Raw genomic sequence first — 16,946 nt, 5'->3', positions numbered from 1 at the left:
AAATACAGGTCACTCGCCGGGAGGCGAGCGACTGCGGCATTCTGAGATTGCATTTGGCAATGTATTTGTTATATTTGCTGGATTACTAACCCGGTTTGAACGATGTCCTACATTGTGAAGAATGCTTTATTGGTGGCGACGATCGCGCTGGGAGCCACCAGTTGCAACACTTTCAAGCGATCCACTTCCAGTTCCCCGGCAGGCGGATCAACGGCGGCGAATGCCAAAACAGCCCATCCGCCTAAGTTCATAGAGAATATTTCCATCAATAGCAATGATTTCAAGGGAAGGCACGGTGAGAGCGGCTATATGCCTACATTGATCGCACCGGCTTCGAATATGGAAGGAGTGGCGCCAATGGCTTTCAAATACGCTATCCTGCTGGATGTTCCCGTTGAAAGCATTACTGACGGTAAATTGTTCGACTTCATCGAAAGCTGGTACGGCACCAAATACCGGTACGGGGGTAATGATCGCAGCGGCATCGATTGTTCAGCTTTTTCACAGAACTTCATTTCATCTCTCTATAATGTGGGTGTTCCCCGCACTTCAGCTTCACAATACGAAAACAGCAAACGCATCAGCAAAAGTGAATTACAGGAAGGGGATCTGGTTTTCTTCAAGACTTCAAGGAAAAAAGCGATCTCGCATGTGGGTGTTTATTTGCGTAATAATAAGTTTGTTCATGCGAGTACTTCATCAGGTGTTGTTATCAACGACCTGAATGATGTTTATTATGTGAGAACGTTTGCGGGATGTGGGAGGGTAAGATAGTATGATACATAGAATCATGTATTTCTGAAAAAAGATTGATTCTTAGGAGAAGATGAATTGGGTGAATTAATCTAACTTAGCCCGCATTAAGTTTAATCCCCTAAGTCATGTTTAACCTTATTCCGATTTCATATTTTATTTCCTTTTTCTCTAAACATTTTCTTGCCGACATTACCTGCACAACCTGCGATTGCAGGATTATTCAATCTAGTATGAGCTACAATTGATTGCCTTCAGTACATGAAGCCTTGTGGGTATGTTTTACTCTGCATATACGTGTATAAAAACACCTTATATAACCTATTCTCCTAACCGAATTTCAGTAATCATGTCTTGTAAACCCCTCTTTGTAGTAATTCTTATCGTATTTCTTCCATTTTTAGTAAAAGCTCAAACCTGCGGTAGTAATAATATCGCATTGGGAAAACCAGTAACTGTTTCTGCCGAACAACAGTATCATGTTGGAGCAGATGCTGTGGATGGAAACCTGTCTTCAGGCTGGTTTGCACCAGGAGACAATAATTATATCTATGTAGACCTTGGTCAATCCTACAATATCTGTAAAATAAAAATTATCTGGCAAACAGATGGAAGAGGGAAGGATTACACAGCGCAGGTATCCACAGACGCTACCAACTGGACCGATATATTCTCCCGAACCAATAACAATGCCAGTACTGATTCTTTTGCAGTGAACGGGACCGGCCGGTATGTAAGGATTTTCATCGCCACGCGGGTCAATAATTGGGCGAGCATCGAGATGTCCGAACTAGAAATTTATAATTCACTGGAAGGGAATACAAAACCTTCAGTAAGCCTGACCTTGCCGGCAAATGACGCCATTTTCTATTCTGGCTTCAATATCAAACTGACAGCAGTAGCGAATGATCCTAATGGGTCCATTTCCAAAGTGGAATTTTACCAGGGATCCGAGAAATTGGGGGAAGTGCTGCAAGCACCTTATACTTTCACCTGGGCTAATGTACAGGCCGGCGCTTATAGTTTAAGAGCCAAAGCATACGATAACCAAAATGCAGATAGCCTGTCTATGCCGGTTAATATAACAGTAAATCCTTCAACCCGTTGGTCTTTGCTGGGGAACCAGGGAACCAATCCCGATAGTGTATTCCTTGGCACAACAGATAACAAGCGACTGGTTTTTAAAACCAACAATACTGAGCGTATGACGATCTTGTCAGATGGATTTATTGGTATTGGTACATCCACAAAACCGAATGCAGAGACGAAGTTCGCAGTTAACGGAGCGGTATATGCGAAAAAACTGAAAATAACGCAGACCGGTTGGGCTGACTATGTGTTCAATGATGATTATCGTTTGCCTGCATTAAGTGAAGTAGAAAAATATATCAAATCCCACAAACATTTACCAGGTGTACCCACAACTGCTGAAGTGGAAAAGAATGGAACTGATGTAGCAGAGATACAGGCGTTGTTATTGAAGAAAATTGAAGAACTGACTTTGTATATCATCGGGCAGAATAAAAAGATTGAAGAACAGCAGAGGAAAATATCGGAATTGACCAACGAAATAAAAAGGAAGAATTAGCGTCTCTGTCTTTTTTTATTTACTTTACTGACTGTTACCTAAACCTCATCTTATGTTGGCGACCCGCATGCTATTGATTGTTGTCTTCCTGTTATTTCAATTTGCTGGTTTGTGTCAGGAGCAACCTGATCCATATCCTGCCACTGTAAAAGTGAACTATATCCGTACCTGGACTGCCACGGCCCCGGAGGTTGATCCGGCCCTACTGATCAACCGGCCCTTGAAAGACGTCAAACAAAGCACCGCCTATTTCGATGGTCTGGGCAGACCGATTCAGACCGTTGTCAAACAAGGTTCCCTCATTACCAACGGAACACCGGTAGACCTGGTCAGTGCCGTGGTGTACGATGCCTTTGGCCGGGAATCCAATCAATACCTTCCATTTGCCGCCAATGCTACCGGTGGGAACAGTTCCCTCTCTGATGGGCTGTTCAAGCTCAATCCCTTCCAGCAACAAGCCGCCTTTGGCGCCACCCAATATCCCGGTGAGACTTACTATTATGCGCATACGCAGTTTGAAGCATCGCCGCTGAACCGGGTAGAAAAGGCCTTTGCTGCCGGCAACAACTGGGTAGGAGCGGAACGCGGCGTGGCCAGCAAATACTGGATCAATACCGCCATCGATGATGTGAAGATATGGACCGTGGCCGAACAGCCCGGCGGATTGGGTTCCTATGTTGTCAGCGGCGTGTACGCTGCCGGTTCCCTGTACAAGAATGTGGTGGTGGATGAAGCCGGTCACCAGGTGATCGGGTTCAAAGACAAGGAAGGCAAAGTGATCCTGAAAAAAGTACAACTTGATGCTACTGCCGATGACGGTACCGGCAAAGGCTATGTGGGCTTCCTGAATACCTATTATGTATACGATGACCTGGGCAACCTGCGTGCCGTGGTTCAACCCAAAGGAGTGGAACTGCTTAACGGCTCAGGCTGGACACTGACAGACCCTGTTTTGCTGGACGAACAATGTTTCCGCTACGAGTACGATGGTCGCCGCCGGATGATCACCAAAAAAGTACCCGGTGCCGGGGCGGTATACATGGTCTATGATGTGCGCGACCGGCTGGTGTTTACCCAGGATGCCAATATGAGAGAAAACAGCCAGTGGCTGGCTACTTTATACGATGTGCTCAACCGGCCTGTGCTGACCGGCACCATCGCCTACAGCGGTAGCCGCCAGGACCTGCAAACCCTGGTGACTTTGCAGACCGGTGGCAGCGGCAGCATTGGAGGAAGTTCCGGCCTGCAGGCCAACCTGGTCCTGAACAGCCTGACGCCATCGGGAAGCTTCTATGCCACCAGCAGCATTGTGCTGGACCCTGACTTCGAGAGTGCTGATAATGCCGAACAGACCTTCGGGTTAATCAACGGGGCCGGTAGTGACGATGATACACCCGTACTCATCGAAGGCATGGCCATCAACCGCAACCCATTGCCCACTGGCATTACAGTAGATCCGCTCACCTTCAACTGGTACGATGATTACCAGTGGGCCGCCAGCCTTCCTGCCGGACTCAACACCTTTTCCACGAGCGCCATCAGCAGCTACCTGCAAACGCAATCTGATAACAATTATCCCTATGCGCAGGCGGTGATCGCCTCACAAAACGTCAAAGGGTTGCCCACCGGCAGCAAGGTGCGGCTGCTGGGCAGTCAGCCTGCCCGCTACCTTACCACTGTGAACTTCTATGATGAAGATGGCCGCCTGGTACAGGCCCGCACCCAAAACAGCACCGAAGGCTTCGATGCCCTCACCACCCAGTACAACTGGGCCGGGCAGCCGCTGGTAGTGGTGCAGCAGCAGGACAAGCAAGGCAATAACGCACAGGCACATACGCTGGTCACTACTTCCAATTATGATGACCTGGGCCGCTTACTGGATTTGGAAAAGACCGTTCACTCCACCATCGGTGGACAGGCCGTCACCCAACCCACCCAACAACTTCTGCGCCACCAGTACGATGCCCTGGGCCAGTTGCAACAAAAAGTGATCGGTCAGGATATGGAGACCCTGGACTACCAGTACAATATCCGTGGCTGGCTGCTGGGAATGAACCGCGATTACCTCAAAGACCAGGGCCAGCGCTATTTTGGTTTTGAACTGGGCTACGACAAACCAGCCTCCGTGATCAGCGGTACCCAATATGCCACCGCGCAGTACAATGGCAATATCAGCGGTTCCACCTGGAAGAGTGCCGGTGACCAGGCGAAGCGCCGCTTCGACTACAGCTACGATGCTGCCAACCGCCTGACCGCTGCCGACTTCAACCAGTATGAGGGCAGTGCCTTCACCAAACCCGGTGGCCTGAACTTCAGCGTGAGCAATTTATCCTACGATGCCAATGGCAATATCCTGAGCATGCAACAGCATGGCTGGACCTTGTCGCAACCCGGCGCGCTGATCGATAACCTGAGCTATACCTACTACGATAAATCCAACAAACTGAAAAATGTAGTTGACGCGGTCAATAATCCCACTACCACACTGGGCGACTTCCGCAGTTCCGCATTATATACATCACAGGTTGGCACGAAGGACAACACTGCCACCGATTATACCTACGATGCCAATGGCAACCTGACCAAAGACCTGAACAAAGACATTGGTTCTGCCACGGTGGAAGGGATCGAATACAATTTACTGAACCTGCCACAGGCCATCCGGGTGCAGCAATCGGGCGGGGAGAAGGGCACCATCAGCTACCTCTATGATGCTGCCGGCGTCAAGCACAGCAAGATCGTAGCAGAGACCGGCCGCCCGGCAAAGACCACCCTGTACCTCGGCGGCGCCGTATATGAGAACGATACCCTGCAATTTTTTGGTCATGAGGAAGGGCGTTTGCGTTACGCTAAAAAATATTTTGCCAATGGCGACAGCGCCTGGCAATACCAGTATGATTATTTTCTTAAAGACCACCTGGGCAATGTACGGATGGTGCTGACGGAGCAAAAGGATACGGCTAAATACGCGGCTACAATGGAGACTGCCTTCCGCGCAAAGGAAGAAGCCTTGTTCAGCAATATCACTACCACAGCCTATCCAACGCCGGGGTATTATCCCAGCGATGTGAGTGTAACCGATCCCAATGACCAGGTAGCACGGCTGGATGGTACGGCAGGCAAGAAGATTGGTCCTTCCATCATCCTGCGGGTGATGAGTGGCGACAAAGTGAACCTGTTTGTGAAATCCTTTTACCAGGCAGGCACCGGCAGCCCGAATGGTTTACCCACCGAAGAGATCGTAGCCAGCCTGGCCAATAGCTTCTTGAACACGGTGGGTGGCGGCAAAGGTAGCCTGCTGGAGTTGACCGATGCCAGTGGCCCGATCACCGGTGGGGTAGGATTGTTCCGTCAAAATCATACACCTGATCTGCCGGCTAAGCCAAAGGCTTACCTGAACTGGATCCTGTTGGACGAACGGTTCAACTATGTGGCCGGCTCCAGCGGCGCCAGTGCCGTAGGCGCACCAGGACAGTTGTATCCGCACGCACCCGGGACAGTGGATATCGCTGCGAATGGATATTTGTATATTTATACGAGTAATGAGACGCCGCATTGGGAGGTCTTGTTCAATGATCTGATTGTGGAGCATTTTACAGGGAAGCTGTTGGAAGAAACGCATTATTATCCGTTTGGGTTGACAATGGTGGGGATCAGTTCGAAAGCCATAGGCAGACTGGATAATAAATATGAATACAATGGGAAGGAGAAGCAAGAAAATGAATTCAGTGATGGCTGTGGGTTGGATTGGTATGACTATGGGGCGAGGATGTATGATGCGCAGATTGGGAGATGGAACCATATTGATCCGCTGGCAGATCAAATGCGCAGGCACTCTCCTTATAATTATGCCTTTAATAATCCAATAAGGTTTATAGATCCTGATGGAATGGCGCCATTGGATGACTATTATAGTAAGAAAGGTCTATACTTAGGAAGTGATGGCGCAAAAACGAATAATCAAAGGATTATCAGTGCGGACAAGTTTTATGAGATTTCAAGGGCAAATAATAATGCAACCACCTCAGAGGCCGCTACAGCCTCTTTACAAGAGAACAGTAAAGTGCTTCAGGTAAAGATCGGAGATGGAACAATGACAGAAGGCCAATATTTTCAGAATTTATTTAATAGTGGGAATGGAGATGGAAAGAACTATAATAGTTACAAAGAAATGAGTGCCACGCTACTTTTAAATCCAGAAGAAGCGACCTTGACAGTCAGTACAAACCCAAGTACCAAAAATGGCCCTCAATTCTCAATAGTTCCGCCCGACAATGAGGTTCCCGGTGTGGCAAATGGAACTTCTATAATATTAGGAGATGCTCATACTCATCAGATTGCTGACCTTCCAGGGATGGATGATCCTCGCAACAGAGATATAGGAATACAGCCGGGCGATAACGCTGCTGCGCGCTCCACAGGACGAGCCTTATTTACAATCGATTCTCGAAATGTGGATGTGTTGGTACCAAAGAAAGGAATGATGGGGACTAATATTCAGCCCCGAAATGACATTGCCCCTACTGGTAATCTTTACAATGGATCATTTAGTATTTTACGAACAGCATTAGAAATATTTGGAGGAAAATAATGAAAAAGACAAAACAAATATTAGCATTATTGATCTTGTTGCTTGTTGCTACTATTCGGGTGCAGGCACAAAAGATAACATATAATTTCGGAAATGATTCTGATGTTTCGGACAGTTTGAAGTACGTTGTGGATTGGTATAAGATGCGGGTTGGAGAGACAGAAATAAGAAAGCTAAATTTATATGTCATAGTTGAAAACTGTAATGGGTATCTGGATATTTATATCAGCCAATTTGCAACCGGCGATCGTAATTTGGAGAAATTGGTAAAGAACACAAACAGGCATATCCCACTGAGCAAAAAGCTGGCTTTGCCGGTTCTATTTGCAACCGACATCCTGAATATTAATGATAGAGCATATATTAATCAAAACGGGTACTATATTAAAGCGGAAAAGAATGAAATGAGTAATTGGAAAGTAAAGCGAATGAATCCAACATTTTAACTTCTTTTATGCGTGAAGTATAATATTAAATGTCATTCCTGAAAATGTAAAAAGCACTGTAAACTTTTTAAACGGATAATTCCGGTAAGTCATATTAGCACCGACAGTTCAGTAATCATTAATTTTGTAAGAATTCTTATTTTTCATTGTGTTGTAATCAACAAATAAAAGTCCTTTTTAAGGATCGATTTAAGTAAGAACCTATCTGTAGGTCTGCGTAAGGATGGTTATAAAGAGGTGTTGAGTATGTGGTTAGGCAGAATACTACTGTTTACAGTATGAATGTGCAGACTGATTAATGCCTAAAGTTTTTTGCATAGACTCCTATTTGTATTTTTGGCTTCCGATGATTTACTTACTGCATGGCTGTTTTAAATATTAGAAAACTGGCTGTCTATGGCGTTGGCCTCTTTAATAAATCAAAGTATAATTAAATAACCTGGAATCCCGGTCCAGGTAAAAGCTCATAAGAATACCAGGTATTACCTTTGTCGCCAGGTTCATATAGCAGTGCTGCTGGCATCACTACATTTTGAGTTCCTCCGCTATAATTCACCACAATATCGGAAACAATTGTTTCTTCAGTAAGATCGTTATAGACTGTTACACGGATAGTCAATTCCATCGTTTGCATGTTATAAGGAATTGTACGGGAGGGATTCAAATAAAAGTTCACCACTACATCCGAAAACCAGGAACCTGGATCTGTCAGTGAAAGACTTGCATAAAAGGTGGGTATAGGACAAGCTGTTGGATTTTGACCATTGCTTTGGTAGGTTAACTGGTTATAGGTTGGGCTGCAGGGGTTCATATCTTTCATTTGTTTCAACTGCAAGCCCGTATTGGCTCCATTTTGTTGATCGCAAGTCAATAAACCTGTCGGTTCCCATGCTGCTTCGATCACGCAGGAGGAAGATACACCATCATCAATCCACCGCATCTGATTATATGTAGGACTCCCAGGATTATCATCCCTTTCTTGTTTTTGAAGGATATTGGAATTATACTGAGCATTCTGCAGGCAAGGTTTGCAGCGCGTTACGCCGGTTCTTACCCATATTGGATTATTATGTGTTGGAATCTGAAAGCGATACTCAAACTGCTTTACGATGTTCCGGTCTATGTCTCGTATTCGCAGGAGCCGTACAAATTCATCATACTCATAATAAGTGATATTATTATTTATATCACATTGGCTGGTTATTCCTATAAGTGACTCGAAGGTTGTGGTGCTCATTTGGGAGGAGGATGGCAGCAGACGCAATTCATCAATGTTTACATTGGATCCGGAAATTGTAATTGAGTTCGTATTATAAGGTAATCTGTGCTCATTTAGTGTCCAGCCAAATTTTGTGATTATAGGTGTGCCCGTTGTTGCATTCACTGAAACGGAACCATTTTTTGCCCAATAGGTAATTACGTACTGCGAGCCTGCCGGTAATTGAGGAAGCTCAGTTTTTGTAATATTCTTGCCAACATTTAAAATGTATGACATTTTACCTGTAATAGCATCCGCGCTGCTTTTGGCATCATTGTGTAAATTGAAACTGCCATTGTCGTCTTCTTCAAACGAGCTGTAAGCAATTTGATCATGCGATGCATTGGTAGCTATTGCAACGTGATGTGTCTTATGAAGATTGTAAATGTAAGATAGCGGATGGTGATTATACTTTTGTTGTTGCAAGAGTTCATTAGATATTCCATATTTGCAGGCTATTATTTCAGGTTGATAAATAGATTCACGGGAGAATCCGTCTTCAGTGATTCCAATGCCAGCATAGTCTGATATAGACAAATCTTTGTCAGTTAAATAAAAAAGCGTATCCGTTAGCGGTTTCGACGGCATATATGAAGTGTAAATGGCATTTTTTAATTTTTTTACTCCGCCTTTTTCTATTTCTGTGAATTGCTCTACCGGTACTGACACCATGTTCAGGTATTGCAGGTTGCTTATACTTTGGCCCTTTTGGCCTTGCGCATTGGTAACTGTATAATCTACAGGATACCGGGTTGTCAGGAATTCCTTTTCCCCTTTGCTGTTGACAGTCTCGGTGAGATAAGGAAGTAAGTTTTTATCATTATTTGTGAGGTTTGTAATTTTTTCAAGCGTTTGACCGTTTGAATGTGATTTTTCGATAGTCCGCTTAATATATGGTATGTCAGAAGAAAAAGTAAACGAGTATGCCACGGCATCCATGCCTACTGAAATAGGGTCAAAATCACCAAATTCGCATTGGTCTCCCATGAAAGTAAAATAGGTGGACAAGCCAGATACTGTTTTGGCATTTTGATTGAACATCGAAAATTCATATTCGGTTATTTTCTTTTCAACTTCGATAAATTGTTGCCCCAGTTTCTTGAATACTGTTTTTTCTCTTTCCAGCCCTCTTAGGTAGCTATTATGGAAAGGTGGGGAACCACCTATTTCTAAACTGCCAGGAATATCCAGAAATGCTCCTTCAGTAGAAATGTAGTTCGTGTACTTATATTGTGTATATCCGTTTTCTCCGCTTTCCCCATCCATTTCTATTACGTTGCTATATCCAACCGCTCTACCGTTATCACTTACCATCGGATAATTCGAATATGCACTTCGCTTAAGATATCGGGTTGAAGTAGGTACGCCATTTATATGCTTGCGCGTTTTATAAACATCAAAAGAATAGGATGGAATGAATTGACATTGGCCGCTTGATAAAAGTGGGAAATTTTCTTGTCCATATTTATAGTTTTTTACAAAAGCAACCTTTCCTTCTGAATCATAGGATTTGATAGATTTAACTCTTTGTCCTCCTGAAGGCAAATTAATTCCTCCGATTCCTGATGGTGGTAGTTCGCAATGGATCCAGGATAATTTAACATGAGCCTCACTGACTCCTCCAACCGGAACTGAAGGATTGGCGTCTACTATCAATGTATAGTCACCATTAGGAAGAAAGAAATCGATAGGAGAATCCATATATGTTTTCGGGCCGCTGATCAAGGTTAGTTCATAGACTTGCTGGGTGTTATTTCTATTTACAATATAAACCTTCAACGCCTCACCGGGAAACCCTCCTAACAGATCCAAATTGACACCGAATAATTCGTAAGTTACGTGTACCCCGTTTTCTTGCGGCCATCCATCCACCATACATGGGCCACTATTTACAGTAAATTGAACTTCTACTGGAACTGCATCTGCACTTGCGTTGATCATAGCGTCCTGACCAATACCGGGTGTTCCTTCTGCTGCTCCCACCAGATTGTTTTCGAACTCAAAAATTGTATATCCCCCTGTTGGAAAATTAATTCTGTTTAGCATACCAACCCCGGAATAATGTGGATCTACATCTCGGTTTGCTCCGGGCAATACGACATTTTGTCCCATCAACGTAACTCTTCTTTTAGGATATAGATAGTCATTATTTTTTCCATTAAAGTAGCCCCAATGATCTTGGGAGTATGACATACGGGAAGGCAACCCATCTCTATATTCAAATGAGTGGACTTGAGAAGGAGAATTTGAGGCTTTTACCGGCTTATTTTCCACTCTGATCAGTTTAAGCCTTCTGTTAACTGATTGTTCCGGATTACAAGGAGTTTGCGCGTCAATAAAATTAGAGTAGAAATAATCGTAATGTAGATCCAAATCCTTTATAAGTGTATTTGCGTTGTTGAAAACACGAATATTGGTAAGGGCCTTGTCGCCCACAATATCGCAACGATTCAGTTCATGCGAAAAGACAATCTTCCCATTATCAAATGAAATTTCTTTTAGCCTTAGCAGGGAGAAATTTGGATTTTGCTTTGGGCTCATCCACTCATCTGAAGTAAAGCCATATGCAAAATAATGGAATTGGCCACTCATCATTGGATAAGTGACATTATATGGCTCATAAGTAAAGGAAACGGTTTTTTCTGTAACAGGATCATAAATTTGAGTTAGAAGCCAATTCGTAGCAGTAGTAAACACTTCACTGCCGACCGCCTCTCTCGTGGATGTTTCGGCTATTGAGAATATATATCTGAGTCCATTTGCATCAGTAAGAATGAATGCTTCCTGGCTATATTCAATTTTCAGATTATTTGCAGGAAATCCAATGAATTTATCTGTTACCTGATCATACATGAATTTACCTGATAAACCACCAGTATTGAAACTATATAGATCCGGCTGGCCATCTTTTCTTGCCATGATGAAAGTCCTCATTTCCGACACCCATTCCTGATGATTTTCCGGATCAGTTGTTGGGGCCTTGGTTGAAGCAGGAACCGGATCGTCAAAGAAAGTATAGCCATCCAGATATGGCTGTTCGTCTGGCATACCCCTTACCGATCGGGTAATCACTCCTCCGGCATTTAAAGACCAACCAAGACCTACAAGTGAAGCCAATTCTTCAACCCTGATACCTCCAGCGTGATAACTAAGCTCCACAGGTACACTAATTCTGCCGGATTTTATTTCATATACAGGAACCTGGATATTGGGTATTCCGGTATACAAGCCTACTGGGAAAAAACCATATTTACCTAAAGAGGCAGCATTCGGTGGTACATGTGTGATCTGATAAAGTTCAGGTTTGGTGAATCCATTTTGCGCGGTTACAGTGCCTGTGGAAATCGTTAAGAAGAAAAATAGTATACGTTGTAGGAAAGGCATCATCCAATGATTTAGGGAATTAAGAGGAAATGACAGCTGGGACTACTGATTATTTCAAAAACAATTTAAGCGGGCTGGCGAAAATATTTGACTAATTATTAATCAGGCTAATTATAAGTGGAACAAAGGTTAGAGCACATCTTTACAACAAATGGTTTAATGGTTAGAGTTTAATGCAAAATACGCAATCCGACTTTTTAATAATCTTTTTAGCAAAATTATATAGAAAATTTAAAGTAAACTATTAGCTCCAGATAGTAGAATTACAGGAAATTGTATTTAAGGATTTCAAAAACTGATTTCTACATTGCTCACGGCAACTCATCCTGCACCAACGCTCCATACTTTTTCAACAATGCCACCACTTTCTCAACCGGCATCGCTTTCACAGTATGTCCGCGATACCCTTTCGTATCAGTGGCCATAAAAAGTGAATTGTAAATCGCTTCTTCCGTGGATTCCACAACAGCAAGAAAAAGCGGAGACATCTCATCATTTTCCAGGTCTGGGATTTCCCTTACCGTTTTAGCTTTTTTAGAATATGGAATTCGCAATTGCGGATGCGTTGAAAAGGCAATGGAGTAATCACCGCTGCCATTCGAGGAGAAGGAACCTACTTTGCCGAAAGCAAGAAAAGATCTTCTGGCCAGTCTCTCAAGGTTACGCACGCTCAGCGGCGCATCGGTAGCAATGATGATCATGCAGGAACCATCGGCCTCATAGCGTTTCGTTTTCTGCATGTAATAATTATTGAGTTCTCTGCCGATGGGCGCACCGTTAATAGTGAGTATGCCTCCGAAATTCGTTTGTACCAATACGCCAACAGTATAAGCTCCCTGCTGAGGTCCGAGTTTGCGCGAGGATGTACCGATACCTCCTTTGAAACCCATGCAGATGGTACCGGTTCCTGCCCCGATACAGCCTTCTACAACCGGACCGGCAGCAGCGCTATCAATCGCTTTTCGAACATCCGCTTCCGTTACATGCCTGCCACGGATATCATTGAGGTAGCCATCATTGGTTTCTCCCACAACAGCATTCACAGATCTCACTTCTTCATTGCCTTTTTGCTGAAGCGTATAATCGATAATGGCATTAGCAACGATGGGTGCGTTCAATGTATTGGTGAGTGCGATAGGCGTTTCGATATTGCCCAGTTCCACAATCTGTGTAGTGCCCATGCACTTGCCAAAACCATTGCCCACGAAAACGGCAGCGGGAACTTTTTCCTGGAAGATATTGCCGGTATGCGGCATGATAACTGTAACGCCTGTACGAACACTGTCGCCTTTCAGTACAGTAGCATGACCCACTTTGACGCCGGAAACATCTGTGATGGCATTCCATTGGCCGGTGGAGAGGATGCCGTTGATCAATCCATAATCCCTGGCCCTATTGAGCGGGGCAGGTTGTTGTGCAGATACTGAAATGCTGCTAAGCAGCAGGCAGCAGAAGCCAGCGGCGGAATAGATCTTTCTCATGGATATGTTTCGTTATAGGTTGCTGATTCCATGGATGCCGCACTCAGCGCGGCCTCTACAGTCGCAATTCCACTATTTCACTCTTTTAGCAGTCACATAGAAATTACTGTCCACTTTGAATGTTTCCCCTGTATACCAGTCGGCCAGTTTTAATGATTCCCATTTGGTAGTAGGTTGAATGAACTGCGTTCTTCCACCAAGATCAACTTTCACCGGCATATCGAAACCATCCACCACGTTGGTCCACTTGTATTCTATATTTCCTTTTTTGCTTTTATATTCCAGCACAGGGATCTTTGTTGTTCGCAAATATTGCTCATATACTTTGCTGAAATCCTTACCTGATCTTTTGTTGATGTATTCCTCCACCTGTCTGGCAGTAACGGTCTTGTGATAGAATTCCTTATTCAATCCGCGTAAGATATCCCTGAACAGTTCATCGTTATCGATGATCTGACGAATGGTATGGATCATGTTCGCTCCCTTGTAATACATATCGCCACTGCCTTCCTGGTTCACGCCGTAAGGGCCTTCTACCGGAATATCATTCGAGATGTTCTTTCTCAATCCGATCACATATTCACTGCCGGCTTGTTTGCCGTATTCGCATTCTGTAAACAATGACTCCGAATAATTGGTGAAGCCTTCATGCACCCACATATCCGCAATATCGTTGGTGGTGATATTATTCGCGAACCATTCGTGGCCACTTTCATGAATGAGGATGAAATCCCATTTTTTGCCCCAGCCGGAACCGGACAGATCATTTCCGAGATACCCGTTCTGGTATTTGTTCCCATATGCCACGGCACTCTGGTGCTCCATACCTAAATGTGGCGACTCTACTAATTTGTAGCTATCCTCATAAAATGGATAAGGGCCAAACCAATGCTCAAAGCATTTCATCATTTGAGGCACCTGTTTGAACTGCTCCTTGGCTTTTTCGAGATTGGCATCGATCACCCAGTAATCGCATTGCAGCCTGCCTTTCTCTCCTTCATATACTTCTCCGAAATAAGCATACTTACCGATATAGGGAACGATATTGTAGCTATTGATGGGATTGATGACCACCCAGTCATATTTCGTTTTAGCATTACCGGTAGCTTCTTTGGAAGCCAGCTTTCCATTGCCGATAGCCACCAGGTCATCCGGTACAATTATTGACAAGGCAGCGCCCTGGTCGGGTTCATCGCTCTGATGGTCTTTGCAGGGATACCAGACGCTGGCGCCGAGACCCTGACAGGCCACACTCATCCATGGATTGCCTTTGGCGTCTTTACGCCAGATCCAGCCGCCATCCCAGGGTGGACGCACTGCTTCGCGGGGCTTGCCACCAAATTCAAGTGTTATCTGCTGGGTTGTACCGGTAGGAAGTGCATTGGGAAAGCTCAAGTAAAAAACATTGCCATTCCGTTTAAAGGGAATATCGGTATTGTTCCATTTCGCGGAGATCAATTCCATGGGTTGCTGAAGATCTATCTGCATTTTGCTGTTGCTTTGCAATACGGCAAAGCTGATGGTATTGGTCCCTTTGATGGACTTTGCATTGTAATCAGGTTCTACCGTGATGGCATATTTCAGCACATTCCACCAGGCGCGTTCGGGCGTGATGCTGCCGCGGAGCGTATCCTGGTGTGTGAATACTTTCTTTGAGCTTAGCGGTTGCGCGGTGCAACTGGTGGAAGTGGCCAGCAATCCGGTACAGATAAGGCCCAGGGCCGCAGTAAAACTGCGTAAGCGAGGTTGAGGAACCATCAGGTAAAAATTTTAAAGCTCTAATATAGGTTGTTTCATTAAATTAGGTCCAGATATGCGTATTCCCGTTTTCTTCTTTTCCTGTTCCATTATTTTATTACTGGCTGCCTGCTCCGGCGGACGCAACAGTAGTGACCAGGTATTCCATTACAATGAGGCCACAGGTATCGCCTCGCTGGACCCGGCATTTGCCAAGAACCAGTCCGTTATCTGGCCAATACACCAGCTGTACAATACATTGGTGGAAACCGATGATGCACTTCGGATAGTGCCATCACTGGCGTACAGATGGGATGTTTCAGAAGATAGAAAACAATACATTTTCCATCTCCGCCAGGATGTTTTCTTCCATGATAACGAAGTCTTCCCGGGAGGGAAGGGAAGAAAGATGACGGCTCATGATGTGGTGTACAGTTTTCACCGCATCATCGATCCGGCCACAGCCAGCAGCGGCGCCTGGATCTTCAATGACCGCATAGATCCCAACAATAGTTTCAGAGTCCTGGACGATTCCACTTTTCAACTCACACTGATTCGTCCGTTCACACCTGTACTCGGACTGCTCAGCATGAAATACTGTTCCGTTGTGCCCCGCGAAGCAGTGGAAAAATATGGACAGGACTTCCGCAATCATCCGGTAGGCACTGGCCCGTTCGTGTTCAAAGCCTGGGAAGAAGGACAAGCGCTTATCCTTCGCCGTAATACCCGCTATTTTGAAAAGGACAGCGCCGGCAAACCTTTACCCCGCCTGGATGGCATCAAAATTTCCTTCTACGATAGCCGCGCCACGGAGTTCCTGCTTTTCCGCCAGGGAAAACTGGATTTCATCAATGATATCGATCCCAGTTTCAAAGACGAAGTACTCACCAAGAAAGGCGTGCTGCGCAAAGACTGGGAGGGAAAGATCCGCCTGAGCAAACATCCTTATCTCAATACAGAATATCTCGGCATACTGGTAGACAGCAGCAAGGCCATCGTGAAACAGAGCCCCCTTCGGCTCAAAGCCATCCGTCAGGCCATCAATTATGGTTTCGACAGAAGGAAGATGATGATGTACCTGCGCAATTCCATCGGTACACCCGCTGAGAGCGGCTTCATACCGGCGGGATTTCCCAGTTTCGATCCAACTATTGTAAAAGGGTACAGCTATGACCCGGTGAAAGCGCGCAAACTGTTAACTGATGCAGGTTTCCCCAATGGGAGAGGGTTGCCGGTGATCAAACTGCTCACCGTTCCTATTTATGCAGACCTGGGCAGTTTCATTGCGCGTCAACTGGAAGAATTGGGCGTCAAGATACAGGTAGAAGTGGTGCAGAAAGCCCTGCTGCTGGAACAGACCGCCAAATCGGAGGCCCTGTTCTTCCGTGGCAGCTGGATAGCCGATTATCCCGAAGCTGAAAACTACCTCAGCGTTTTTTACGGAAAGAATCCCGCACCTCCCAATTACACACAATACAAGAACCCTGCTTTCGATCGGTTGTATGAAAAAGCATTGATCACAGAGAATGATTCCATCAGATACGGATTGTACCAGCAAATGGACAGGCTGATTGTGGAAGACGCGCCAGTAGTGCCGCTCTGGTACGATGAAGTGATCCACCTGGAGCAGTTGAAGGTGAAAGAATTCATCGCCAATGGGCTCAACCTGCTGGAGTTGCGGCGTACTTATATCCAGCAATGAGCAAAT

General features: G+C 45.1%; 8 protein-coding genes. 5 read left to right on the top strand and 3 right to left on the bottom strand.

The features are described from left to right. The first annotated feature begins 102 nt into the window (after positions 1 to 102). The 4 genes from D9Y29_RS23010 (at position 103) to D9Y29_RS22995 (ending at position 7,378) form a co-directional block, all read left to right on the top strand. The gene (locus tag D9Y29_RS23010; RefSeq protein ID WP_127132589.1) at positions 103 to 774 is read left to right on the top strand and encodes a C40 family peptidase; all 672 of its coding nucleotides are present in this window, start codon (positions 103 to 105) and stop codon (positions 772 to 774) included. A 328-nt stretch (positions 775 to 1,102) separates the two neighbouring features. Continuing rightward, the gene (locus D9Y29_RS23005) at positions 1,103 to 2,341 is read left to right on the top strand and encodes a discoidin domain-containing protein (RefSeq protein ID WP_164735521.1); all 1,239 of its coding nucleotides are present in this window, start codon (positions 1,103 to 1,105) and stop codon (positions 2,339 to 2,341) included. A 52-nt stretch (positions 2,342 to 2,393) separates the two neighbouring features. Then, the gene (locus D9Y29_RS23000; protein WP_206513855.1) at positions 2,394 to 6,932 is read left to right on the top strand and encodes a DUF6443 domain-containing protein; all 4,539 of its coding nucleotides are present in this window, start codon (positions 2,394 to 2,396) and stop codon (positions 6,930 to 6,932) included. Beyond that, the gene (locus D9Y29_RS22995; protein ID WP_127132587.1) at positions 6,932 to 7,378 is read left to right on the top strand and encodes a hypothetical protein; all 447 of its coding nucleotides are present in this window, start codon (positions 6,932 to 6,934) and stop codon (positions 7,376 to 7,378) included. Before D9Y29_RS23000 ends, D9Y29_RS22995 begins: the two co-directional genes overlap by 1 nt. Before the next feature lie 430 nt (positions 7,379 to 7,808). Here D9Y29_RS22995 and D9Y29_RS22990 read toward each other — a convergent pair whose 3' ends face one another. The 3 genes from D9Y29_RS22990 to D9Y29_RS22980 form a co-directional block, all read right to left on the bottom strand. Further along, entirely contained in the window at positions 7,809 to 12,023 is a 4,215-nt protein-coding gene (locus D9Y29_RS22990) for a hypothetical protein (RefSeq protein ID WP_164735520.1), read from the bottom strand. Positions 12,024 to 12,331: 308 nt separating this feature from the next. Continuing rightward, a complete protein-coding gene (locus tag D9Y29_RS22985; RefSeq protein WP_127132585.1) occupies positions 12,332 to 13,501 on the bottom strand; it encodes a DmpA family aminopeptidase in 1,170 nt (389 codons plus the stop codon). Between the two features lie 72 nt (positions 13,502 to 13,573). Beyond that, positions 13,574 to 15,259, bottom strand: coding sequence for a M1 family metallopeptidase (locus tag D9Y29_RS22980; protein WP_127132584.1), 1,686 nt, complete (start codon positions 15,257 to 15,259; stop codon positions 13,574 to 13,576). A gap of 55 nt (positions 15,260 to 15,314) precedes the next feature. Between D9Y29_RS22980 and D9Y29_RS22975 the strand changes: the two genes are divergently transcribed. Next, on the top strand, positions 15,315 to 16,940 hold the full coding sequence (locus D9Y29_RS22975; RefSeq protein ID WP_127132583.1) for an ABC transporter substrate-binding protein: 1,626 nt from the start codon (positions 15,315 to 15,317) through the stop codon (positions 16,938 to 16,940). The last annotated feature ends 6 nt before the right edge of the window (positions 16,941 to 16,946 follow it).

The organism is Pseudoflavitalea rhizosphaerae, from assembly GCF_003991355.1.
GTDB classification, from domain to species: domain Bacteria; phylum Bacteroidota; class Bacteroidia; order Chitinophagales; family Chitinophagaceae; genus Pseudobacter; species Pseudobacter rhizosphaerae.
This window is presented reverse-complemented; position numbering and strand designations above follow the sequence as displayed.

Excerpts from the sequence above, each read along its gene's own strand:
- D9Y29_RS23010 (WP_127132589.1), top strand. The coding sequence starts at position 103 with ATGTCCTACATTGTGAAGAATGCTTTATTGGTGGCGACGATCGCGCTG.
- D9Y29_RS22990 (WP_164735520.1), bottom strand. The coding sequence starts at position 12,023 with ATGATGCCTTTCCTACAACGTATACTATTTTTCTTCTTAACGATTTCC.
- D9Y29_RS22995 (WP_127132587.1), top strand. The coding sequence starts at position 6,932 with ATGAAAAAGACAAAACAAATATTAGCATTATTGATCTTGTTGCTTGTT.
- D9Y29_RS22980 (WP_127132584.1), bottom strand. The coding sequence starts at position 15,259 with ATGGTTCCTCAACCTCGCTTACGCAGTTTTACTGCGGCCCTGGGCCTT.
- D9Y29_RS23005 (WP_164735521.1), top strand. The coding sequence starts at position 1,103 with ATGTCTTGTAAACCCCTCTTTGTAGTAATTCTTATCGTATTTCTTCCA.
- D9Y29_RS23000 (WP_206513855.1), top strand. The coding sequence starts at position 2,394 with ATGTTGGCGACCCGCATGCTATTGATTGTTGTCTTCCTGTTATTTCAA.
- D9Y29_RS22975 (WP_127132583.1), top strand. The coding sequence starts at position 15,315 with ATGCGTATTCCCGTTTTCTTCTTTTCCTGTTCCATTATTTTATTACTG.
- D9Y29_RS22985 (WP_127132585.1), bottom strand. The coding sequence starts at position 13,501 with ATGAGAAAGATCTATTCCGCCGCTGGCTTCTGCTGCCTGCTGCTTAGC.